This window comes from Staphylococcus simulans (assembly GCF_025561465.1).
Classification (GTDB): Bacteria; Bacillota; Bacilli; order Staphylococcales; family Staphylococcaceae; genus Staphylococcus; species Staphylococcus simulans.
The window spans coordinates 1,546,951-1,566,215 of record NZ_CP095100.1; the positions used below are offsets into that span (position 1 = coordinate 1,546,951).

12 protein-coding genes and 1 riboswitch are annotated in these 19,265 nt (G+C 36.9%); of the genes, 2 read left to right on the plus strand and 10 right to left on the minus strand.

Annotated elements, in window-relative coordinates:
- Position 1: 1 nt before the first annotated feature.
- From MUA87_RS07280 to parE, 9 genes are all read right to left on the minus strand, one after another.
- Positions 2–1,282, minus strand: a complete 1,281-nt coding sequence (locus tag MUA87_RS07280; RefSeq protein ID WP_002480873.1) for an O-acetylhomoserine aminocarboxypropyltransferase/cysteine synthase family protein — start codon at positions 1,280–1,282, stop codon at positions 2–4.
- A 59-nt stretch (positions 1,283–1,341) separates the two neighbouring features.
- A riboswitch (SAM riboswitch) is annotated at positions 1,342–1,439 on the minus strand.
- Positions 1,440–1,637: 198 nt separating this feature from the next.
- Positions 1,638–4,163, minus strand: a complete 2,526-nt coding sequence (gene mprF / locus MUA87_RS07285) for a bifunctional lysylphosphatidylglycerol flippase/synthetase MprF (RefSeq protein WP_002480872.1) — start codon at positions 4,161–4,163, stop codon at positions 1,638–1,640.
- A 144-nt stretch (positions 4,164–4,307) separates the two neighbouring features.
- Entirely contained in the window at positions 4,308–5,534 is a 1,227-nt protein-coding gene (locus MUA87_RS07290; protein ID WP_031262556.1) for an AI-2E family transporter, read from the minus strand.
- Positions 5,535–5,698: 164 nt separating this feature from the next.
- Entirely contained in the window at positions 5,699–7,777 is a 2,079-nt protein-coding gene (gene ptsG / locus MUA87_RS07295) for a glucose-specific PTS transporter subunit IIBC (protein ID WP_262550392.1), read from the minus strand.
- A 121-nt stretch (positions 7,778–7,898) separates the two neighbouring features.
- A complete protein-coding gene (gene ptsG / locus MUA87_RS07300) occupies positions 7,899–9,923 on the minus strand; it encodes a glucose-specific PTS transporter subunit IIBC (RefSeq protein WP_023015247.1) in 2,025 nt (674 codons plus the stop codon).
- A gap of 127 nt (positions 9,924–10,050) precedes the next feature.
- Positions 10,051–10,911 (minus strand): glucose PTS transporter transcription antiterminator GlcT, encoded by an 861-nt coding sequence (glcT, locus tag MUA87_RS07305; protein WP_037556387.1) that lies wholly within the window; start codon positions 10,909–10,911, stop codon positions 10,051–10,053.
- A 264-nt stretch (positions 10,912–11,175) separates the two neighbouring features.
- Positions 11,176–12,639 (minus strand): glutamine transporter AlsT, encoded by a 1,464-nt coding sequence (locus MUA87_RS07310; RefSeq protein ID WP_002480867.1) that lies wholly within the window; start codon positions 12,637–12,639, stop codon positions 11,176–11,178.
- Positions 12,640–12,927: 288 nt separating this feature from the next.
- Positions 12,928–15,351 carry a DNA topoisomerase IV subunit A gene (gene parC / locus MUA87_RS07315; RefSeq protein ID WP_262550394.1) on the minus strand — a complete coding sequence of 808 codons (2,424 nt, stop codon included), beginning with the start codon at positions 15,349–15,351 and terminating at the stop codon, positions 12,928–12,930.
- Entirely contained in the window at positions 15,348–17,348 is a 2,001-nt protein-coding gene (gene parE / locus MUA87_RS07320; protein WP_262550396.1) for a DNA topoisomerase IV subunit B, read from the minus strand. The genes parC and parE overlap by 4 nt, the downstream gene beginning before the upstream one ends.
- Positions 17,349–17,640: 292 nt before the next feature.
- Between parE and plsY the strand changes: the two genes are divergently transcribed.
- Both plsY and MUA87_RS07330 read left to right on the plus strand, forming a co-directional pair.
- Positions 17,641–18,249: a glycerol-3-phosphate 1-O-acyltransferase PlsY gene (gene plsY / locus MUA87_RS07325; protein WP_023015251.1), complete on the plus strand. Its 609-nt coding sequence runs from the start codon at positions 17,641–17,643 to the stop codon at positions 18,247–18,249.
- Positions 18,250–18,434: 185 nt separating this feature from the next.
- Positions 18,435–18,731, plus strand: a complete 297-nt coding sequence (locus tag MUA87_RS07330; protein ID WP_002480863.1) for a HesB/YadR/YfhF family protein — start codon at positions 18,435–18,437, stop codon at positions 18,729–18,731.
- A 64-nt stretch (positions 18,732–18,795) separates the two neighbouring features.
- Here the strand turns inward: MUA87_RS07330 and menI are convergent, their stop codons facing one another.
- The gene (gene menI / locus MUA87_RS07335) at positions 18,796–19,257 is read right to left on the minus strand and encodes a 1,4-dihydroxy-2-naphthoyl-CoA hydrolase MenI (protein WP_002480862.1); all 462 of its coding nucleotides are present in this window, start codon (positions 19,255–19,257) and stop codon (positions 18,796–18,798) included.
- Between the last annotated feature and the right edge of the window lie 8 nt (positions 19,258–19,265).

Genomic DNA, 19,265 nt, shown 5'->3' on the forward strand with positions numbered 1-19,265 from the left:
CTTAAATCGCGTCTAATCCTTTTTCTAAGTCAGCGATAATATCATCAATATGTTCAAGACCGATAGACACACGGATTGTTTCAGGTGTAATACCTGCTTTCAATTGATCTTCTTCATTTAATTGTGCGTGTGTTGTAGAAGCCGGATGAATCACTAATGATTTCGCATCGCCGACGTTCGCAAGTAAAGAGAAGAGTTCTAAAGATTCGATAAATTTAATGCCTGCGTCATAACCGCCTTTGACACCGAAAGTGAAAATAGAGCTTGCACCTTTAGGTAAATATTTTTCTTTTAAATCATAGTATTCGCTTGATGGTAAGCCTGCATATTTAACCCATTCAACTTTGTCATGGTTTTCTAAGAATTTCGCAACTTTTTCTGCGTTTTCAACATGACGTTCAACACGTAATGATAATGTTTCTAAACCTTGTAGTAATAAGAAAGCATTAAATGGAGAAAGTGCTGCACCTGTATCACGTAATAATGTTGTTCTGACTTTGAATGCTAAAGCAGCTGGTCCGAACGCTTCAGTGAACACTAAATCATGATAAGATGGATCAGGTTCTGTTAAGCTTGGGAATTTATCGTTTTGTGTCCAATCGAAGTTACCGCCATCAACGACAACACCACCCATTGAAGTACCATGACCACCAATAAATTTAGTCGCTGAATGTACCACAATGTTCGCACCGTATTTAATTGGTTGGATTAAGTATGGAGAAGCAAATGTATTATCAACAATTAATGGAATACCCGCTTCATGTGCAATTTCTGCTAACTTTTCTATATCTTCAACATTACCTTCAGGGTTACCGATTGTTTCGATATAAAGTGCTTTTGTATTCTCTTTAATCGCATTTTTAACTTCATCAAAGTTTTTGCTGTCTACGATTGAAACATCAATACCGAATTTAGGTAACGTATGTGCAAATAATGTATGTGTACCACCGTATAACGTAGAGCTTGCGACAATGTGATCACCTGCATCTGCAACAGTTTGAATCGCATATGTGATTGCAGCCATACCTGAAGCTACCGCAACCCCAGCGACACCGCCTTCAAGTTCTGCTACACGTGTTTCAAACACTGCTACTGTCGGGTTTGTTAAACGTGAGTAAATATTACCTAATTCTTTTAAGCCGAATAAATTGGCCGCATGTTGTGTATCATCAAATGTGAAAGATGTTGTTTGATAAATCGGTACCGCTCTCGAATGCGATGCTTCATCTACCTCTTGTCCTGCGTGTAATTGTAACGTTTCGAATTTAAAATCATTTGTCATGTTCATTTCCTCCTTAAATGTAAAAAACGAGCCTACCTGAAAAAGATAGACTCGCTACGGGCTTATCTTTCAGGTCTTCACCTGCTGGAATTAGCACCTAACTTAAATAGGTTGCCTGGTATCGTAGGGCCAGTCCCTCCACCATTCTTGATAAGTTTTTTTATTAATTTATTCAGAGTATAGACTGAAATTCAGACAATGTCAATAGACTTTTCTTAGTTTTCTGAATTTTGGATTAAAATAAAATATTTGGATAACAAAGTTTACATACGTTTAATCGTAAACCATTAAAAAAAGACCGAGACCTTTTTTGGCCTCGATCTTTATATGCACCTTGCAGTATGAAACGGTTCAACTAGTGTTTAGAGCGAATCACTAACAACACTTTAATCATACTTTGCCATAAGGAACTGTGTCTTGAGTAAACTAAATATCGTGGTTCCCACTCTGGTTTGAATTTGTCTTTATAACGTCTTAAACCGCTGAAGCGATATAACGTATTAAAGTTATCAAAGATTTTACCTGCGACACGTTCATTCCAATATGAGTATTCATTTTGACCGACATTGGATAAGGTCGCCATACCCATGTTAAATGCTTTGTAGCCTTTTTCTTGGCTCCATAACAACATATGCAGATAGAGCGCATCCATCAACGGTAAATCTACATCTGGCAACCAACGAATTAAATCTACTGAAATGGAATCATTGTAATACGTCGGCATTAAACTGCAGAATGCGATGACACGGCCATTTTCTTCTTTTAGAATTCCAATCGGTGCTTTAGATAAATAATCATGTGTGAAACGGCCGACTGAGAAATGCATTTCATTTTTGCCGTCTAACCATTGATCACTAATATCTTCCAACTCTTTAAGGAATTCATCTGTATATGGCGGTTCTATAATCTCAAAATGGACATTTTGGTCTTCTAGTTTATTTAACGTTGCTCTGAATCCTCTGCGTTTTTTACCAGAAGTTGTAAATGTTGTTAAATCAATGACCGCTTCTTCACCCAATTTAAAGAACTGGTTACCAAAATCATGATATAGCGGCATATGACGATTTGTCGCTTGATAGAAAATCACTTCATAACCCAAATCTCTAGCATAATGGTACAACGATTCAAACAAATCATTAAATCGTTTAGGGTTACCAATCGGATCACCTAATACCACAATACAATTAAGTTTAAAGCGATACATCACAAACGCTTCTTTTGATTCATCCATATACACTGTTTTATCTCCACTATGAAGCAAATGGCTTAAATAGTTGCCTCCGAATTTTTCGATAATCGCTTCACACTGTTCGATATCATTGGCTGGATAATCTTTACGATATGCATTTTCAAATAACCAGACAATAAACGTCACGATAATAATAACCACAAGAATGGTCAACCATAAGTAATAACGTAACATTGAGTTATCTACTTCAATACGGTAAGCATCTACCGCATCTAATACAAAGACAATCATATAGTGATTCAGTGTCAACATAATAATACTAATAATCAGCATTGAAACTATATGGCGTAAACGAATCGGACGTTTTAAGACTTGTGCTTTCATAAAGGCATAAATCAATAAACCAAATACCACAAGCAACCACGTAATTAATAAAAATGAGGTATTCGTATACACTGTAATCACAAAGATCAACACGATAGAAACCATCGCAAATAATATGGCTCTGCGGCTTTGTTTAAAGATACCGCGAACATTCAACATCAGAATTAAACAAGCACTCGTATGAATCGTCACCACAATATAATAAAACATATGGTTCGGATCATATAAGCCTTCATAAATAATACTGACGTTATTTAAGATAAAGACTAAACTCGTAAACATGACCAGTACCGCTAAAGAAAGCGATGGAATTTTAGAAGTGATGGATTTTTGATATGAAAATAAAAATGAAGTCACTTCTTTTGCTGGTGTATAGTACTTCGATTGTTCAATATAACGTTTAGCTGAAGTACCGAATTCAAACATTGATAAGATTAACGCAATAATCACTGGAATGATATAATACGCAAAACGATATAACATCAACGCTAAGACAATTTTTTCTTCTGGTAAATTCAAGTGCTTCAAGCCGACTAAAATCACGACATCAAATGCCCCGAAACCACCAGGAATAAAACTGATTAACCCGGCAATCGCCGCAATAATAAAGATACCGACAAATGATGTGAATGACACATCTAAGTTGACAATCCGTAATGCAAAATAGAGTACAAAACTTGCGGCTAACCATTCCACACCTGACACTAGTGTTAAATAGACACCTGTAAAACGACGAGACGGTTCTACTGGTTTTTTAATTGTGATAAAGATAAATACAGGCAAGAAACATGCGACCACATAGAGTAAAACATGTACTACTGGATAATCATTCAGTAAATGTTTCGCATTAAATACATGGGTCACGACTAGAATCGACAGCATGCTTAAACCAGTCAACATCGATAATAAAACCAATGAAATATAATGCAATAACGTTTTCGTATCTTTCACGTAAGGTTTATAGACTGATAGACGTGCACCCGCACCTATAAAGCCTCCAAATCCGATAATAGAATTCAACGCATTGATAATATAGCTGACACGCAATACTTTAAATAAAGACATTTTCAATTTTAAAGTCCGTACCATCGTCACATCATACAGGCTTAATAATAATATAGATAAGCCACCAGCAACTAACAGACTCGTTAATTCAACACGATTCAATTTTTCAAACAGTACAAATAATTTTTTAAAGTTCATGGTTGAGAGTTCTTTGTATAAAGTCGTCACAACTAAGATAAAAAGAACAGTCGCAAACACAATTTTCGCACCGGTGATTAATCGACCTTTTAATTGTTTTGACATTGTTTCCCTCAATTCCTCACACCATTTCAAGCAATTCATGAAATGATTTATAATATACCAAAATGTTACCACATAACTATATGTCAAAGCACCAAAAAAATAAGACATGACACCTAACAAAAGTGTCATGCCTTATACGTTACTTTACTTCAATTGATTATTCGGATTATCTGCCCACTCATCATCAGCAACTTCATAAGGTCCTGAATCTTGACCATAATAACGGTTATAACGACGTTTATACATACCGAATAAGTGTGTGACTAACACTTTAATGACCGCATAACCAGGAATTGCGAGAATGACACCCACAATACCAAGTAAATTACCTGCACATAATAATACAAAGATAATTGTCAAAGGATGAATCTTTAATGTTTTACCCATAACGTTAGGTGAAATAAAGTGACCTTCAATAAATTGAACTGCTGTCCACACAACAATTAATTTTACTAACATAATCGGTGATGTAATCAATGCCATAATAATAGCTGGAGAAATTGCGATGGTTGGTCCTAAATAAGGAACCACACTAGTGACTGCCGCAATACTCGCTAAAACTAAGCTGTAATCTAAACCGATAATCGAATAACCGATAAAGAGTAAGATACCGATACAAAATGATACAATGATTTGACCTTGGATATATGAACCTACTTGTAAGCTCATGCTTTCAATTACTTCATGCACATCTTGACGATATTTCGGTGGCATCACTTTTGTTAAACCTGCTTTGAAGCGATGACCATCTTTTAAGAAGAAGAAGAGTACGAATGGTGTTGTGACGATAACCACACCAATATTCACAACCGCTTCAGCGATTGACATAATCTTCGTTCCGAAACCATCAAAGAAATCTGAAACCATTGTCGGTACTTTCTTCGCTATTTTATCAAGCTGATCTTGAATTTGCGTATAGAAATCAGACATACCCGCAAAATGCGACCAGCTGGTTACTTGATCAACCATTTCATTAAATTTATCTACATAACGTGGGAAGTTATGCGCGAACGTTTTGATTTGGTCGCTAATGACTGGAATTAGTAAATTAACTACTAACGCAATCACCGCTGCAGCGAAACAAAACAGAATAATAATCCCCCATAGTCTTGGGATATTATAACGTTCCATAAATTGAATAACTGGATTTAACAAGTAGAATAAGATCAAACCTAAAATAACCGGCGCTGCAATCGTATTGAATATGATCACAAACGGGTGGAATATGTACGATACTTTATCAAATATAAATATTGTTAATCCAATCATAATCAACATCAGAAGACCGAACATCAAGTTCTTGCCTCCGATAAATCTCATAAACCGTGTTTCACTCAGCGAAAAACGCTTCGGTTTATCATTATTTTCCATGTACTTCACCATTCCTTGCTATTGATTAATCATATTTTATCGCTATTTTGTAAAAAAAGAAACTTTTTATTTATCATTCCCTTCAACGCTACTCTTTACCCCTAACCCTAAAAATAAAAACTGATGCCTAAAAAAAATTTAGACACCAGTTTGTGTTTGATTTACTATGGTTTGACTATAGCGATTTTATCCCCATGTGTCACTTCACCTTCATGAACCAACTCTATTTCTGGTTGTTCTTGATTTGTGACGATAATCGGTGTGATAGTACTATCCGCATGTTTCTCAATATAATCTAAATCTACTTTCATCAACGGTTGGCCCAGTACAATTTTATCCCCTGCTTCAACTAAAATATCAAAGCCTTGGCCTTCCAATTTAACGGTTTCTAAGCCGAAATGAATTAATAATTCTACGCCGTCTTTAGATTCTAAACCCAGTGCATGTTTGGTTGGGAAGATCATCTTCACTGTACCATCAAATGGTGCGTAGACTTCACCTTTAGATGGTTGAATCGCAAAACCGTCTCCCATCATTTTGCCAGAGAAGACTTGGTCAGGCACCTCTGAAAGCGAAACGACTTTACCTGTAATCGGCGCATAAATTACTGCACCGCCCTCAGCTACAACTTCTGCTGTTTCTGCATCACCATCTTCTGTTACTGTCGTTTCTACTGGAGACGTAATCTTGCCATCCATAATCTGTTGCATATCATGTTTGATTTGATCTGACTTCGGTCCGAAAATCGCCTGCATATTATTGCCGACTTCAAGGACACCTGATGCTCCTAAATCTTTTAATTCTTGAACATCCACTTGAGACTTATCATTCACTTCTACACGTAAGCGTGTAATACATGCATCTAAATGTTTAATGTTGTTTTTACCACCCATCGCATCTAATACTTTAAATGGTAATTCACTCACTGACACGTTCGTTTGTGTCACTTCTTGATCTTCACGACCTGGTGTTTTCAAGTTCATTTTCTTAATTAAGAATGTGAATAAGAAGTAGTACACAACTGCATAACAAATACCGACTGGAATTACTAATAACGCATTGGAACGATTCCATGATAATAAGCCATATAAAATATAATCAATAAAACCGCCTGAGAAGGTCATACCGATTTTAACGCCTAATAAATGCATAATTAAGAATGAAGAACCTGCTAAAATGACATGTGCAACATAAAGAATCGGCGCTACAAATAAGAATGAGAATTCTAATGGTTCTGTAATCCCTGTTAAAAAGGCTGTAAGCCCTGCTGATAACATTAAACCTGCGACTACTTTTTTACGTTCTGGTTTCGCTTGACGATAAATCGCGAACGCTGCTGCTGGCAAACCGAACATCATAAATGGATATTTACCTGTGGTAAAAGCCCCTGCCGTAAATGGCACACCATCTTGGTATTGTGCCATCCAAATACGTTGGTCACCACGAATTAAGTTACCCGCTTCATTTGTATAATGTCCGAACTCAAACCAAAATGGAGCATAGAAAATATGATGTAAACCAAATGGAATAAGTGAACGTTCAATAATCCCGAAAATAAATGTCGTTAAAGCTAAGTTTTTACCTAATAAGAAATTAGATAAGTTATTTAAGCCATCTTGAACAGGTGGCCATACAAAACTTAAAACAATCCCTGTCACGATTGCGACTAATGATGTAATAATCGGTACAAATCGTTTCCCAGCAAAGAATCCTAAAAATTGAGGAAGTTGAATGTTGTAGAAGCGGTTGTAACATATCGCTGCTAAAGCCCCGATAATAATCCCGCCGAATACACCTGTTTGTAAGGTCGGTATGCCTAATATCAAAGCATGTGCCGGGTCTTTTGCTGATTGTCCTAACGTTTTAGCCCCTTCAGCATAAGAATAAATATCATCAATTGTAATACCTACGACTTTACCCATGGTCGCATTCATAATTAAATAACCGACTAGTGCCGCAATACCAGCAACACCATCACCACCTGCTAAACCAAGTGCTGTTCCCATCGCAAAGAGTAATGGCAAGTTATCAAAGATGACCTGACCAGATACTTCCATAATCTGACTGACCATCTGAATATAATGATTTTCCATCCAAGGTGCGTAGTGTAAGATTTGTTCGTTGTGCATCGCATTACCGAACGCCAGTAAGATCCCAGCTGCAGGTAAAATCGCCACTGGCAGCATTAAGGCTTTACCAATACGTTGTAATTGTCCAAAAAAGAATTTGAATAACTGTTTCATAGATAACCTCCTTGTATAAAAAAAGCACGAGCTAGAAACCTCCTAGAGTTTCATAGCTCGTGCTCAATGTGCATGACGCATCGATTAAAGTGTCTAAGGTGTTGTTTCTGTGTAGCTGTTTCTATTTAATTAAGACTGCTTTATCACCATGGTTAACATGGCCATGTTGTAACACTTCTAATGTGCGATCATTTAAATTTGTAACGACGATTGGTGTAATCGTACTTTCAGCATGTTCTTTAATGTAATCTAAGTCGACTTTCATTAAAGGTTGGCCTAAAACGAAGTTATCGTTTTCTTTAACTAAGATGTCGAAACCTTGACCTTCAAGTTTAACAGTTTCTAAACCGAAGTGAATCAATAATTCCACGCCATCTTCTGATTCAATACCAATCGCATGTTTTGTTGGGAAGACCATTTTCACAGTACCGTCGAATGGTGCATAAACATCACCATTATCTGGTTTGATTGCGATACCGTCGCCCATCATTTTTTCAGAGAATACTTTATCTGGTACTTCTGTAATATCTACTAATTCACCTGTAATCGGTGCATAAATCACTGCGTCACCTGTTTGCGCTACTTTCGTTGTTGCATCGCCTTCATCAATCACTGTAGTTTCTTCAGGAGATGTGATTTTACCATCCATAATCTGTTGCATATTATGTTTGATTTGATCTGATTTCGGACCAAAGATCGCTTGCATGTTATTACCGACTTCAAGCACACCTGAAGCACCTAAATCTTTCAAACCTTGTACATCTACTTTTGCTTTGTCATTTACTTCTACACGTAGACGTGTAATACATGCATCTAAGTGTTTGATGTTAGATTCGCCACCCATCGCGTCTAACACTTTGAATGGTAATTCATTTGTTGAAACTGTAGATGTCTGCATCTCTTTGTCTTCACGACCTGGTGTTTTGTAGTTCATTTTTTGGATGACGAAGCGGAAGATAACATAGTAAATAACCGCATAAATTAATCCAACTGGAATAACTAACCACCATTGTGTCTTATTCGGCAAGATACCGAGTAAGAAGAAGTCGATAAATCCACCAGAGAATGTGTAACCTAAGTGCACATCTAATAAGTAAAGAATTAAGAATGATAAACCATCTAACACTGCATGAATGAAGAATAATAATGGTGCTACGAATAAGAATGAGAATTCTAAAGGTTCAGTGATACCTGTTAAGAATGATGTCAAAGCACCAGATAACATTAAACCAGCAACCACTTTTTTATTTTCTTTTTTCGCTGTTTGATAAATCGCAAGTGCTGCTGCTGGTAAACCGAACATCATAACTGGGAATTCACCTTGCATGAATTTACCTGCAGTTAAAGGTACGTTATCACGAATTTGTTCGATAAAGATACGTTGGTCACCATGAATGATTTGACCAGCTAAGTTTTTATATGAACCGAATTCAAACCAGAACGGTGCATGGAAAATATGGTGTAGACCAAACGGAATCAATAAACGTTTAATGAAACCGAATAAGAATACAGCTAATCCTGTATTTGATGCTAATAAACCTTCACTGAATGCGTTTAAGCCGCCTTGGATAAATGGCCAAACAATCGCCATTGGAAACGCTAAAATAAATGATAACGTCGCCATCATAATTGGTACGAAACGTTTCCCTGCAAAGAATCCTAAATAACTTGGCAGCGAGATATTATAGAACTTGTTATAACACCAGGCCGCTAAAGCCCCGATAATGATACCGCCAAACACACCCGTTTGCAGTGTCGGAATTCCTAATACTGTCGCAAAACCTTTTGCAGCATCTGCTGCTTTTTCAGGTGTTACATTTAAGAACATTCCCATTGTTTTGTTTAATACAATAAAACCGACGAATGCTGCGATAGCTGCAACACCATCTCCGCCGGCCAACCCGATTGCGACACCTAATGCGAAGATAATGGCCAAGTTATCAAAGATAATCCCACCGGCACCTTCCATCATTTTCGCAACGTTTTGAACACCTTCTACTTTAATAAAAGGCAGTAAACTTTGAAGCGCATCGCCTTGAAAGGCGTTCCCTAATGCTAAAAGTAAACCCGCTGCCGGTAAGATCGCAACAGGAAGCATTAACGCTTTACCAATACGTTGCAATTGACCGAAAAACTTTTTCCACATAAAAGTTTCCTCCTAAATTTATAAAGTTGTAAACATCACCTAGCGACATAGCAGCAAAGAAAAAAGGCATGAGTAATAAAAGCTGGAAGTACGACCAACTTTCATGACTCATGCCTAATCGAATTAGTTACACGTTATGATTTTGATTTTTATTCGCAAAATGATAAATATGCAACGTCAGATACGAGAGTTCCGCTTCATAGACAGGAACTTCAAGATGCTGCTGCATCATTTTAATGATTTTAACAGCTATATTATAGCACACGGGATAATGCGCTTTCAACATGTTTCCGAAATCTTCATTGACTTGAATAGTTTCACCTTTTTGCAAGCGTCTGATTAAGAATTGGATATGGCGGATAAAGCGTTGATAGATAATCGAACTTGTATCAATTGTATAACCTAAATCATGTTCCATAATTTGAACACTTTTATTGATAATCTCATTCGTCAATCTTACTTCGCTTAAAGTTAAATCATCTTTACTGCTTGCGATATGTAACGCGATAAAGCCGATTTCATCATCTGGAAAATCAATATCTAACAAGCCGTTTAAATGCTCTATCACTTGAACCGCAATTTGATATGATTCAGGGTATAGCTGTTTCGTTTCAATTAAGAATGGATTTTTAATAAATTGCTGCTGTTTGATACGTTTATACGCAAACAAGATATGATCCGTTAACGCGACGACTAAATCATTATCATCAACTGAGCGATCCGCTTTCGTGATGATATCAATCGCTTCAATAATTGATTGTAAAACATCATCATCAGCCATCTCTACTAATGCTTTATAATGTTCTTGTTCAGATTTATGTTCTAATTTATAAACTTTATCAATCATTGCTTTGTCAGATAAGCGCATCCCTTTTTTCTTATTAAAACCGATACCTTTTCCGATAAGAACGACTTCGTGCTGTTGTGTTTCATCTTTACAGATGATGACGTTATTATTTAATGCTTTCTCTATCACGTAGCTGCTCATGAAGATCACCTTTTCTCCTCAATACTCTATCCTATTCATTATAGCCCATTTCACTATTGATAGCGCTGAATTAGAAATTATTTTACCATATCCTTGTACATACTTGGACTATTTTTTATTATTTCATGTTTTTCTTCTCTAGAAATACAATAATTTGTCATTTTTTATACTTCTAAAAAAATAAAATCCCTTATCAACAACACCTGATGTGTGTGATAAGGGAAGCAAATGGTTGAATCTCTTATTCAACTCATACTCTATTTATTATTTTTTACGTGATAATTGTTTAGCTGGATCGCCCCAACATTCAATACCAAATAAATTGATTTCCAAGTTCTCTGGCTTGAAGATCGGTTTCTTACCAGCTTTACGTTGGTCATGGTAATCTTTCATCACAGCCAGTGCAATGTTAGACAAGGCAATGATAGAAATAATATTGACGATTGCCATTAAGCCCATGAAGACATCCGCAGTACTCCATACTGTTTCTGTTTTCACGACTGCACCAAAGAAGACTAATAATACAACTAAACATCTGAAAATAAATAACACCGTTTTATTGTAAGATAAGAATTCAATGTTAGATTGACCATAATAGTAGTTACCGATAACAGATGAGAATGCGAACAATGTAATTGCGACAGATAAGAAAATACCGCCTGCACTGCCTAAATGTTCGTTCAATGCTGATTGTGTTACCGCAACCCCTTGTGGTGCACCTTCACCGAATTGTAAACCGCCGTATAATAAAATAACGATTGCTGTTGCAGTACATACTAAGATTGTATCGAAGAATACACCTAATGACTGAAGTAAACCTTGCTTTACTGGGTGTGGTACAGCTGCTGTTGCTGCCGCGTTCGGCGCAGAACCCATACCGGCTTCGTTTGAGAATAAACCACGTTTAATCCCTTGTAATACTGCCGCACCGACTGCACCGCCAGTCGCTTGTTCAATCCCAAAGGCACTCTTGAAGATTGTTAAAATCATTGGAATGATTTGGTCATAGTTCATGATTAAGATGACTAATACCACACCAATATAAATAATTGCCATAATCGGAACGATATATGAAGACAATGTTGCAATACTTCTTACACCACCGAAAATGATAATTCCTGTTAATACTGCAAGGACAATACCTGTTACGACTGGGCTGATATGATATTGTGTTTTCAATGATTCTGCAATGGTATTGGCTTGTACTGTATTAAACACAAAAGCGAATGTAATCGTAATTAATACCGCAAATAAGACACCTAACCATTTTTGATTCAAACCTTTTGTCATATAGTACGCTGGTCCCCCACGAAAACCGCCTGCTTTATCAGGCACTTTATAAACTTGTGCTAAAACGGATTCTACAAACGCACTGGCAGCACCGATAGACGCGATGACCCACATCCAAAAGACTGCACCAGGACCACCTAAGACAATTGCAGTCGCAACACCGGCAATATTACCCGTACCTACACGAGACCCTGCACTGATTGCGAAAGCTTGGAAAGGTGAAATCCCTTTTTCACCGCTATCTAATGTTTCAGGTTTTTCCACTAACGCTCTAAACATTTCTCCAAATGACGTAAACTGTATAAACCTGGAGCTGATTGTAAAGAAAAGTCCTGCAGTCAGCAGTAAACCGATTAAGTATTGTGACCAAATCAGGTCATTCCCTACTTCAACAAATGCTTTAAACCAACCAGGTACTAAACTATCAAAATCTTTCACATTTATTACCTCATATTCTGTTAAATATTTATGTATATCTGATACATAACAATGGAATATATCGACTGCTTTCTTCAATATACACCACTTAAATAAAAAAAATACCAAGAGGCAGGATTCTAAAAGAATGTGCTACCACTTGTTATTTCATTTGATTTACTCTATATTTTATCATCTTAGCAATTATCTGACTATATTTTTTTGAAAAACCTTATCCTTCACAAAGAAAAGCTGTTCAAATTTAAAGGGATATACGTCCCTTTTTTGAACAGCTTTACTTCATTAAATTTATGCTTCAGGTTCACTCATATCTGATACAGATAATGCTTCAACATCTCCGAAGCTATCTACATCAACCACAAATGAGCCATTTGTATATTGTTCTGTTAAATGTACATCTCCGACAGTACCTGTGAAAGTATCCTTGTTTGAATACAATGTATACGTCGCAGCTGGATTTTCAATCACATCAGCACCTACGATACGATGCGGTTTGCTTTTTAGTTCTTTCAACAGTTTAATACCGCGTTGTGCACGTTTAGCTTCTGTTAGCACTTGATAGCCGATACGTTTAACTGCACCTCTTTGTGTTGCCATTAAAATCGTATTATCAGGATGTACGACTTGTGTCATCACTACATAGTCTTCATCTTTAAGGTTAATCGATTTCACCCCTGCAGCACGTAAACCAGTACTTGATAATTCATCAGAACTATAAGTTAATGACATACCTGTATGTGTAATGACTGAGAGTAATTGCGGTGTTTCAATACGCATCACATTAATCACTACATCGTCATCTTTTAATTTCATCGCAATCAGCGGTTTATTGAAACGTGTTGTCTTAAACAGACCTAACTCACTTTTCTTGATCATACCGTTTTTCGTAGCCATTAAATAATCCGCTTCTTGTTTGAAATCTGGTTCAGTAAAGACATCAATGACACGTTCATCATTTTCTATCGGCACAAGTTGTGAAATATGCTGACCAAGGTCTTTCCACTTGATATCAGATAGTTTATGCACCGGTAAGTAGAGATAACGGCCTTTATCTGTAAAGACTAAAGCGATATGTTGCGTATTCGTTTCTACGTAACGTAATAAGCTGTCGCCCTCTTTTAATCCGACTTCTTCTACTTTATTCGCATTGAAGCTTCGGATTGAAGTACGTTTGATGTAACCATCTTTAGATAAACTTAAAATTGTTTCCTCACTCGGCACAATCACTTCTTTAGAGATTTTAATTTCAGAAATCTCTGCTTCAATACGAGATAAACGTTCTGATTTAAAACGTTTACGAATCTCTTTCAATTCATCTTTAATCACGTTTAATAAAGCATCGTGGTTATCTAAGATATGACGTAAGCCTTTGATTTGCTCTTCTAATTCTTTATGTTCCGCTTCAAGCGCCACAATATCAGTGTTTGTTAAACGATATAATTGCAATGTTACAATAGCTTCTGCTTGTTCTTCAGTGAAGTCAAACTCTGCGACTAAATTATCTTTCGCATTACGTTTGTTTTTAGATCCGCGGATAATCGCAATGACTTCATCTAACACAGATAAAGCTTTCATTAAGCCTTCAACAATATGCATACGCTTTTCAGCGTGGAACAAGTCATAGCGCGTACGTTTCGTCACAACTTCAATTTGGTGATTCAAGTAACTGTCGATAATTTGGCGGATGCCCATTTGTTTAGGACGTCCTTCACTGATTGCGACCATGTTGAAGTTATAAGAGATTTGTAAATCAGTATTTTTATATAAGAAGTTTAAAATCGCTTCACTATTAACATCTTTTTTCAATTCAATCGCAATACGTAATCCCGTACGGTCTGTTTCATCACGTACTTCGACAATACCATCCACTTTTTTATCTGCACGCAATTCATCAATCTTTTTCACTAATGCACTTTTATTCACTTCATAGGGAATTTCAGACACTACTAATTCTTGTCTGCCGTTACGTAACGTTTCAGTTTCCACCATAGAGCGAACTACAATACGTCCTTTACCTGTTTCATATGCTTTTTTAATACCGTCGACACCTTGAATAATGCCGCCAGTCGGGAAATCAGGCCCTTTTATGTGTTTCATTAACTGATTCACTGTAATATCTGGATTATCAATGAACTTCAAAGTTCCATTAATGACTTCACCTAAGTTGTGCGGCGGAATATCTGTCGCATAACCTGCAGAAATCCCTGTGGAACCGTTCACTAATAAGTTAGGGAAACGCGCAGGCAATACCATCGGTTCTGTTGTAGTGTCATCATAGTTCGGCACAAACGAAACTGTTTCTTTATTGATGTCGCGTAATAATTCTTCAGAAAGTTGACTGAGTTTCGCTTCGGTATAACGCATCGCAGCTGGCGGGTCATTATCGATACTCCCGTTATTACCATGCATTTCAATTAACACATGACGCAATTTCCAGTCTTGACTTAAACGCACCATCGCATCATAAACAGAAGAGTCGCCATGAGGGTGGAATTGTCCGATAACATCACCGACTGTTTTGGCACTCTTACGGAAGTTTTTATCAAATGTATTGCCGCTTGAGTACATCGCATATAATATACGACGTTGTACCGGCTTTAAACCGTCTCTGACATCTGGGAGGGCACGTTCTTGGATGATGTATTTACTGTAGCGGCCGAAGCGGTCGCCAATGACATCTTCTAACGAAAGGTCTTGGATGATTTCGCTCAATTTACTTCCTCCTCATCGTATGCTTCTTGATCTAGAATTTCGATTTCATCATTTTCTAGAATACTTTGATCTTCTTGCATACCAAATTGTACATGTCGTTCAATCCAATCACGACGTGGTGCAACTTTATCACCCATCAACGTCGTCACACGTTTTGATGAACGAACTTCATCTTCAACATTAACGCGAATTAACGTACGCGTTTCCGGATTCATTGTAGTTTCCCACAATTGGTCAGGGTTCATCTCACCTAAACCTTTATAACGTTGTAAGCTGAAACCTTTACCTAATTGTTTTTGAAGATTTTCTAGTTCATCATCTGTCCAGGCATATTCTACTTTCTTCGCTTTACCTTTGCCTTTTTCTAATTTGTAAAGTGGAGGCAAGGCAATGAAGACACGGCCTGCTTGTACAAGCGGCTTCATGTATTTAAAGAAGAACGTTAATAATAAAACTTGAATATGTGCACCATCTGTATCGGCATCGGTCATAATAATGACACGATTATAGTTGCTGTCTTCTAATTTGAATTCAGTTCCTACACCTGCACCGATCGTATGAATGATAGTGTTGATTTCTTCGTTTTTGAAGATATCTTCTAAACGTGCTTTCTCAGTATTAATAACCTTACCACGTAATGGTAAAATAGCTTGATATTTGCGGTCACGACCGAGTTTAGCGGAACCGCCTGCAGAGTCACCCTCTACAAGATACAGTTCTTTCTTCTCTGTATTTTTACTTTGTGCTGGTGTTAACTTACCAGACAATAAAGTATCTTTGCGTTTGTTCTTTTTACCAGAACGTGCATCTTCACGTGCTTTACGTGCAGCTTCTCTGGCTTGTTGTGCTTTCACTGCTTTTTTGACAAGTGATTTAGATAATTGTCCTTTTTCTTCTAAATAGAAAGGTAGTTTCTCTGCGACTACACTATCTACTGCACTTCTTGCTTCCGCCGTACCTAGTTTAGACTTCGTTTGTCCTTCGAATTGTAATAACTCTTCAGGAATACGGACAGAAATAATCGCTGTTAAGCCTTCACGAATATCATTACCATCTAAATTTTTATCTTTAGCTTTTAATTCACCAATGCGACGCGCATAATCATTAAACACACGTGTCATCGCAATTTTGAATCCGACTTCATGTGTACCGCCATCTTTAGTACGTACGTTATTGACAAAGCTTAAGATACTTTCAGAATATTGATCATTGTATTGGAAAGCGATATCGACTTCGATACCATTGGCTTCTCCTGAAAACGTCGCAACATCATGTAAAACTTCTTTGCCTTCGTTGACGTAAGACACGAATTCTTTGATGCCGTCTTCATAATGATAAATTTCTTCTCTTTCTTTACCAGAACGTAAGTCTGTTAAAGTGATTTTTAGATTTTTTAAAAGGAAGGCTGATTCTTGTAGGCGTTCGCTTAATGTATCAAAATTGAATGATGTGGCTGATTTAAAGATTTCTGGATCAGGTTTGAACGTTACTTTCGTTCCTTTTTTACGTGTTTTTCCTTTTTTCTCTAAACCAGTGGCAGGTAATCCCCCTTTATTAAAACGCTGTTCATAAATAGAGCCGTCTCTATAAATTTCAACGACTAACCATTCACTTAATGCGTTAACTACGGAAGCCCCTACACCATGTAAGCCGCCTGATGTTTTGTAGCCGCCTTGGCCGAACTTACCGCCGGCATGCAAGATTGTGAAGATAACTTCGACTGTCGGTTTGCCAGATTTGTGAATCCCTGTCGGCATCCCGCGTCCGTTATCTTCTATTGTGATACTATCATCTTTATTGATAGTCACTTTGATTTCATTACCATAACCGTTCAATACCTCATCTACTGAGTTATCTACGATTTCATATACTAAGTGGTGTAAACCACGTTTATCGGTTGACCCAATATACATTCCTGGTCTTTTACGGACTGCTTCTAATCCTTCAAGTACTTGAATAGAATCGTCCGAATAGTTTTGTCGTTTATTTGTTGTCAATCGATTCTTCGCCTCCTACAAACGTACGTTCGTTTATAAAACATTACAATAAACATTCTTACTTAAATCAAATCAAAATGCAAGTCAGAAATTGATTTGCATACGATAACATTTTACAACCTAACGAAAAAAGATTTCTTTCGATAAAAGATTTTGTTACTATGAAAATCGAACATTGTCGCTTAAACTATATATAACGAGAATGTGTCGTGAAAATAACAGAACAGTCCACTTCAAAGCCTTGGAGTGTGGTAAAATAACGTTATCGTCAATAAAGGAAGTGTCAAAGTCAATGATGATTGTACTCATGCTGCTGCTCGCCTACTTAGTAGGTTCATTCCCAAGCGGTATCATAATCGGAAAATTATTTTTCAAAAAAGATATAAGACAGTATGGAAGCGGTAATACCGGTGCTACTAACAGTTTTCGTGTGTTAGGACGACCAGCCGGATTTGCTGTAACTTTCTTAGATATATTTAAAGGTTTTATTGTAGTTTTCTTTCCACTATGGTTCCCAATCCATACGACAGGACCTATCAGTGAGTTCTTTACACATGGTATGATTGTCGGTGTATTTGCGATAGTCGGACATGTTTTCCCAGTCTTTCTTAAATTCAAAGGCGGAAAAGCTGTCGCAACCAGTGCGGGTGTCGTATTAGGTGTTGCTCCGATTTTACTCTTAATCTTAGCAGCTATCTTCTTTATTACATTAAAACTGACTAAATACGTATCCTTATCAAGTATCGTCGCAGCTATTTGCTGTGTCATCGGATCACTCATTATTCAAGATTATATCTTATTAGGTGTCAGCATCATCGTTGCTGTCTTATTGATTATCAGACACCGTACAAATATTATAAGAATCTTCAAAGGTGAAGAGCCTAAAATTAAATGGATGTAAATCACAAACCGGGACAAAATGTGTTCCGGTTTTTTTATAACTATACAAAATTTTGTCAAATCCGTTCTATACTTTTTAAAGAAATTGAGCATTTAAGGTTAATCATGGTGTTATAACGGTTATACTCTTATATATAAATCTTTATATGCAGCATAATATTTGGTAATAATGAGAGGAGTTTTACCATGGAATTGAAATTGACAGATAAAGCAATCAACTGGTTCAAAGATGAGTTTGAATTACCTCAAGAAGGAAAAGCCATTCACATCTTTGTGCGTTATGGCGGAGAACCTCAAATCAAACAAGGTTTCAGCCCTGCATTCAATATTGATAACCGCAATGATCAACCCATTGAAATTGGATTTGAACAAGACTATGACGGTGTAGACATCATTATTGCCGAAAAAGACTTATGGTACTTTGAAGATGTATCAATAACTATCGATGTTGATGACAAAGATGAAATTACTTTCAAATTTTAATAGCATCTCTAAACACATATAAAACTGGGGCATTCATATGTCCCAGTTTTTTGCGTTCATTTAATTATTGAATCCCATCAGTCACTTCAAATTGTTCGCCAGCTTTGTTTCGTTTTTCTACTTCTTGATAGACTTCGTGCCAGTCTGGGAAATAACGATCTAAACGAATCGGTGTATGCGTATCTTCTGTCATACATATCAGCTCAGTTGAACCTGTTGTCGCAATTTCTCCTTTTTCGTTATAAATTTCATAACGATATAAAGAGCGTAAACGTGAATAGCGTTCTACCCATGTTTTTATTCTTACTTTTTCAGGATAAGTCACAGGTTTAATAAACTTCACATCTAAGTGCGTGACTGGAGAAATGATGCCACGCGCTTCCATATCGGCATAATTAAAGCCAAGCTTGCTTATATAGTCTGTACGAGCAACTTCAAACCATGTCGCATAGTTCCCATGATAAATAAATCCCATTTTATCAGTTTCTTGGTATCTTGCTTCTATTTCAGTAATACTGTATATCATTTTTACGC

Coding starts and splice junctions, on each gene's coding strand:
- MUA87_RS07280 (WP_002480873.1), bottom strand. CDS start 1,282: ATGACAAATGATTTTAAATTCGAAACGTTACAATTACACGCAGGACAA.
- mprF (WP_002480872.1), bottom strand. CDS start 4,163: ATGTCAAAACAATTAAAAGGTCGATTAATCACCGGTGCGAAAATTGTG.
- MUA87_RS07290 (WP_031262556.1), bottom strand. CDS start 5,534: ATGGAAAATAATGATAAACCGAAGCGTTTTTCGCTGAGTGAAACACGG.
- ptsG (WP_262550392.1), bottom strand. CDS start 7,777: ATGAAACAGTTATTCAAATTCTTTTTTGGACAATTACAACGTATTGGT.
- ptsG (WP_023015247.1), bottom strand. CDS start 9,923: ATGTGGAAAAAGTTTTTCGGTCAATTGCAACGTATTGGTAAAGCGTTA.
- glcT (WP_037556387.1), bottom strand. CDS start 10,911: ATGAGCAGCTACGTGATAGAGAAAGCATTAAATAATAACGTCATCATC.
- plsY (WP_023015251.1), top strand. CDS start 17,641: ATGATGATTGTACTCATGCTGCTGCTCGCCTACTTAGTAGGTTCATTC.
- MUA87_RS07330 (WP_002480863.1), top strand. CDS start 18,435: ATGGAATTGAAATTGACAGATAAAGCAATCAACTGGTTCAAAGATGAG.
- menI (WP_002480862.1), bottom strand. CDS start 19,257: ATGATATACAGTATTACTGAAATAGAAGCAAGATACCAAGAAACTGAT.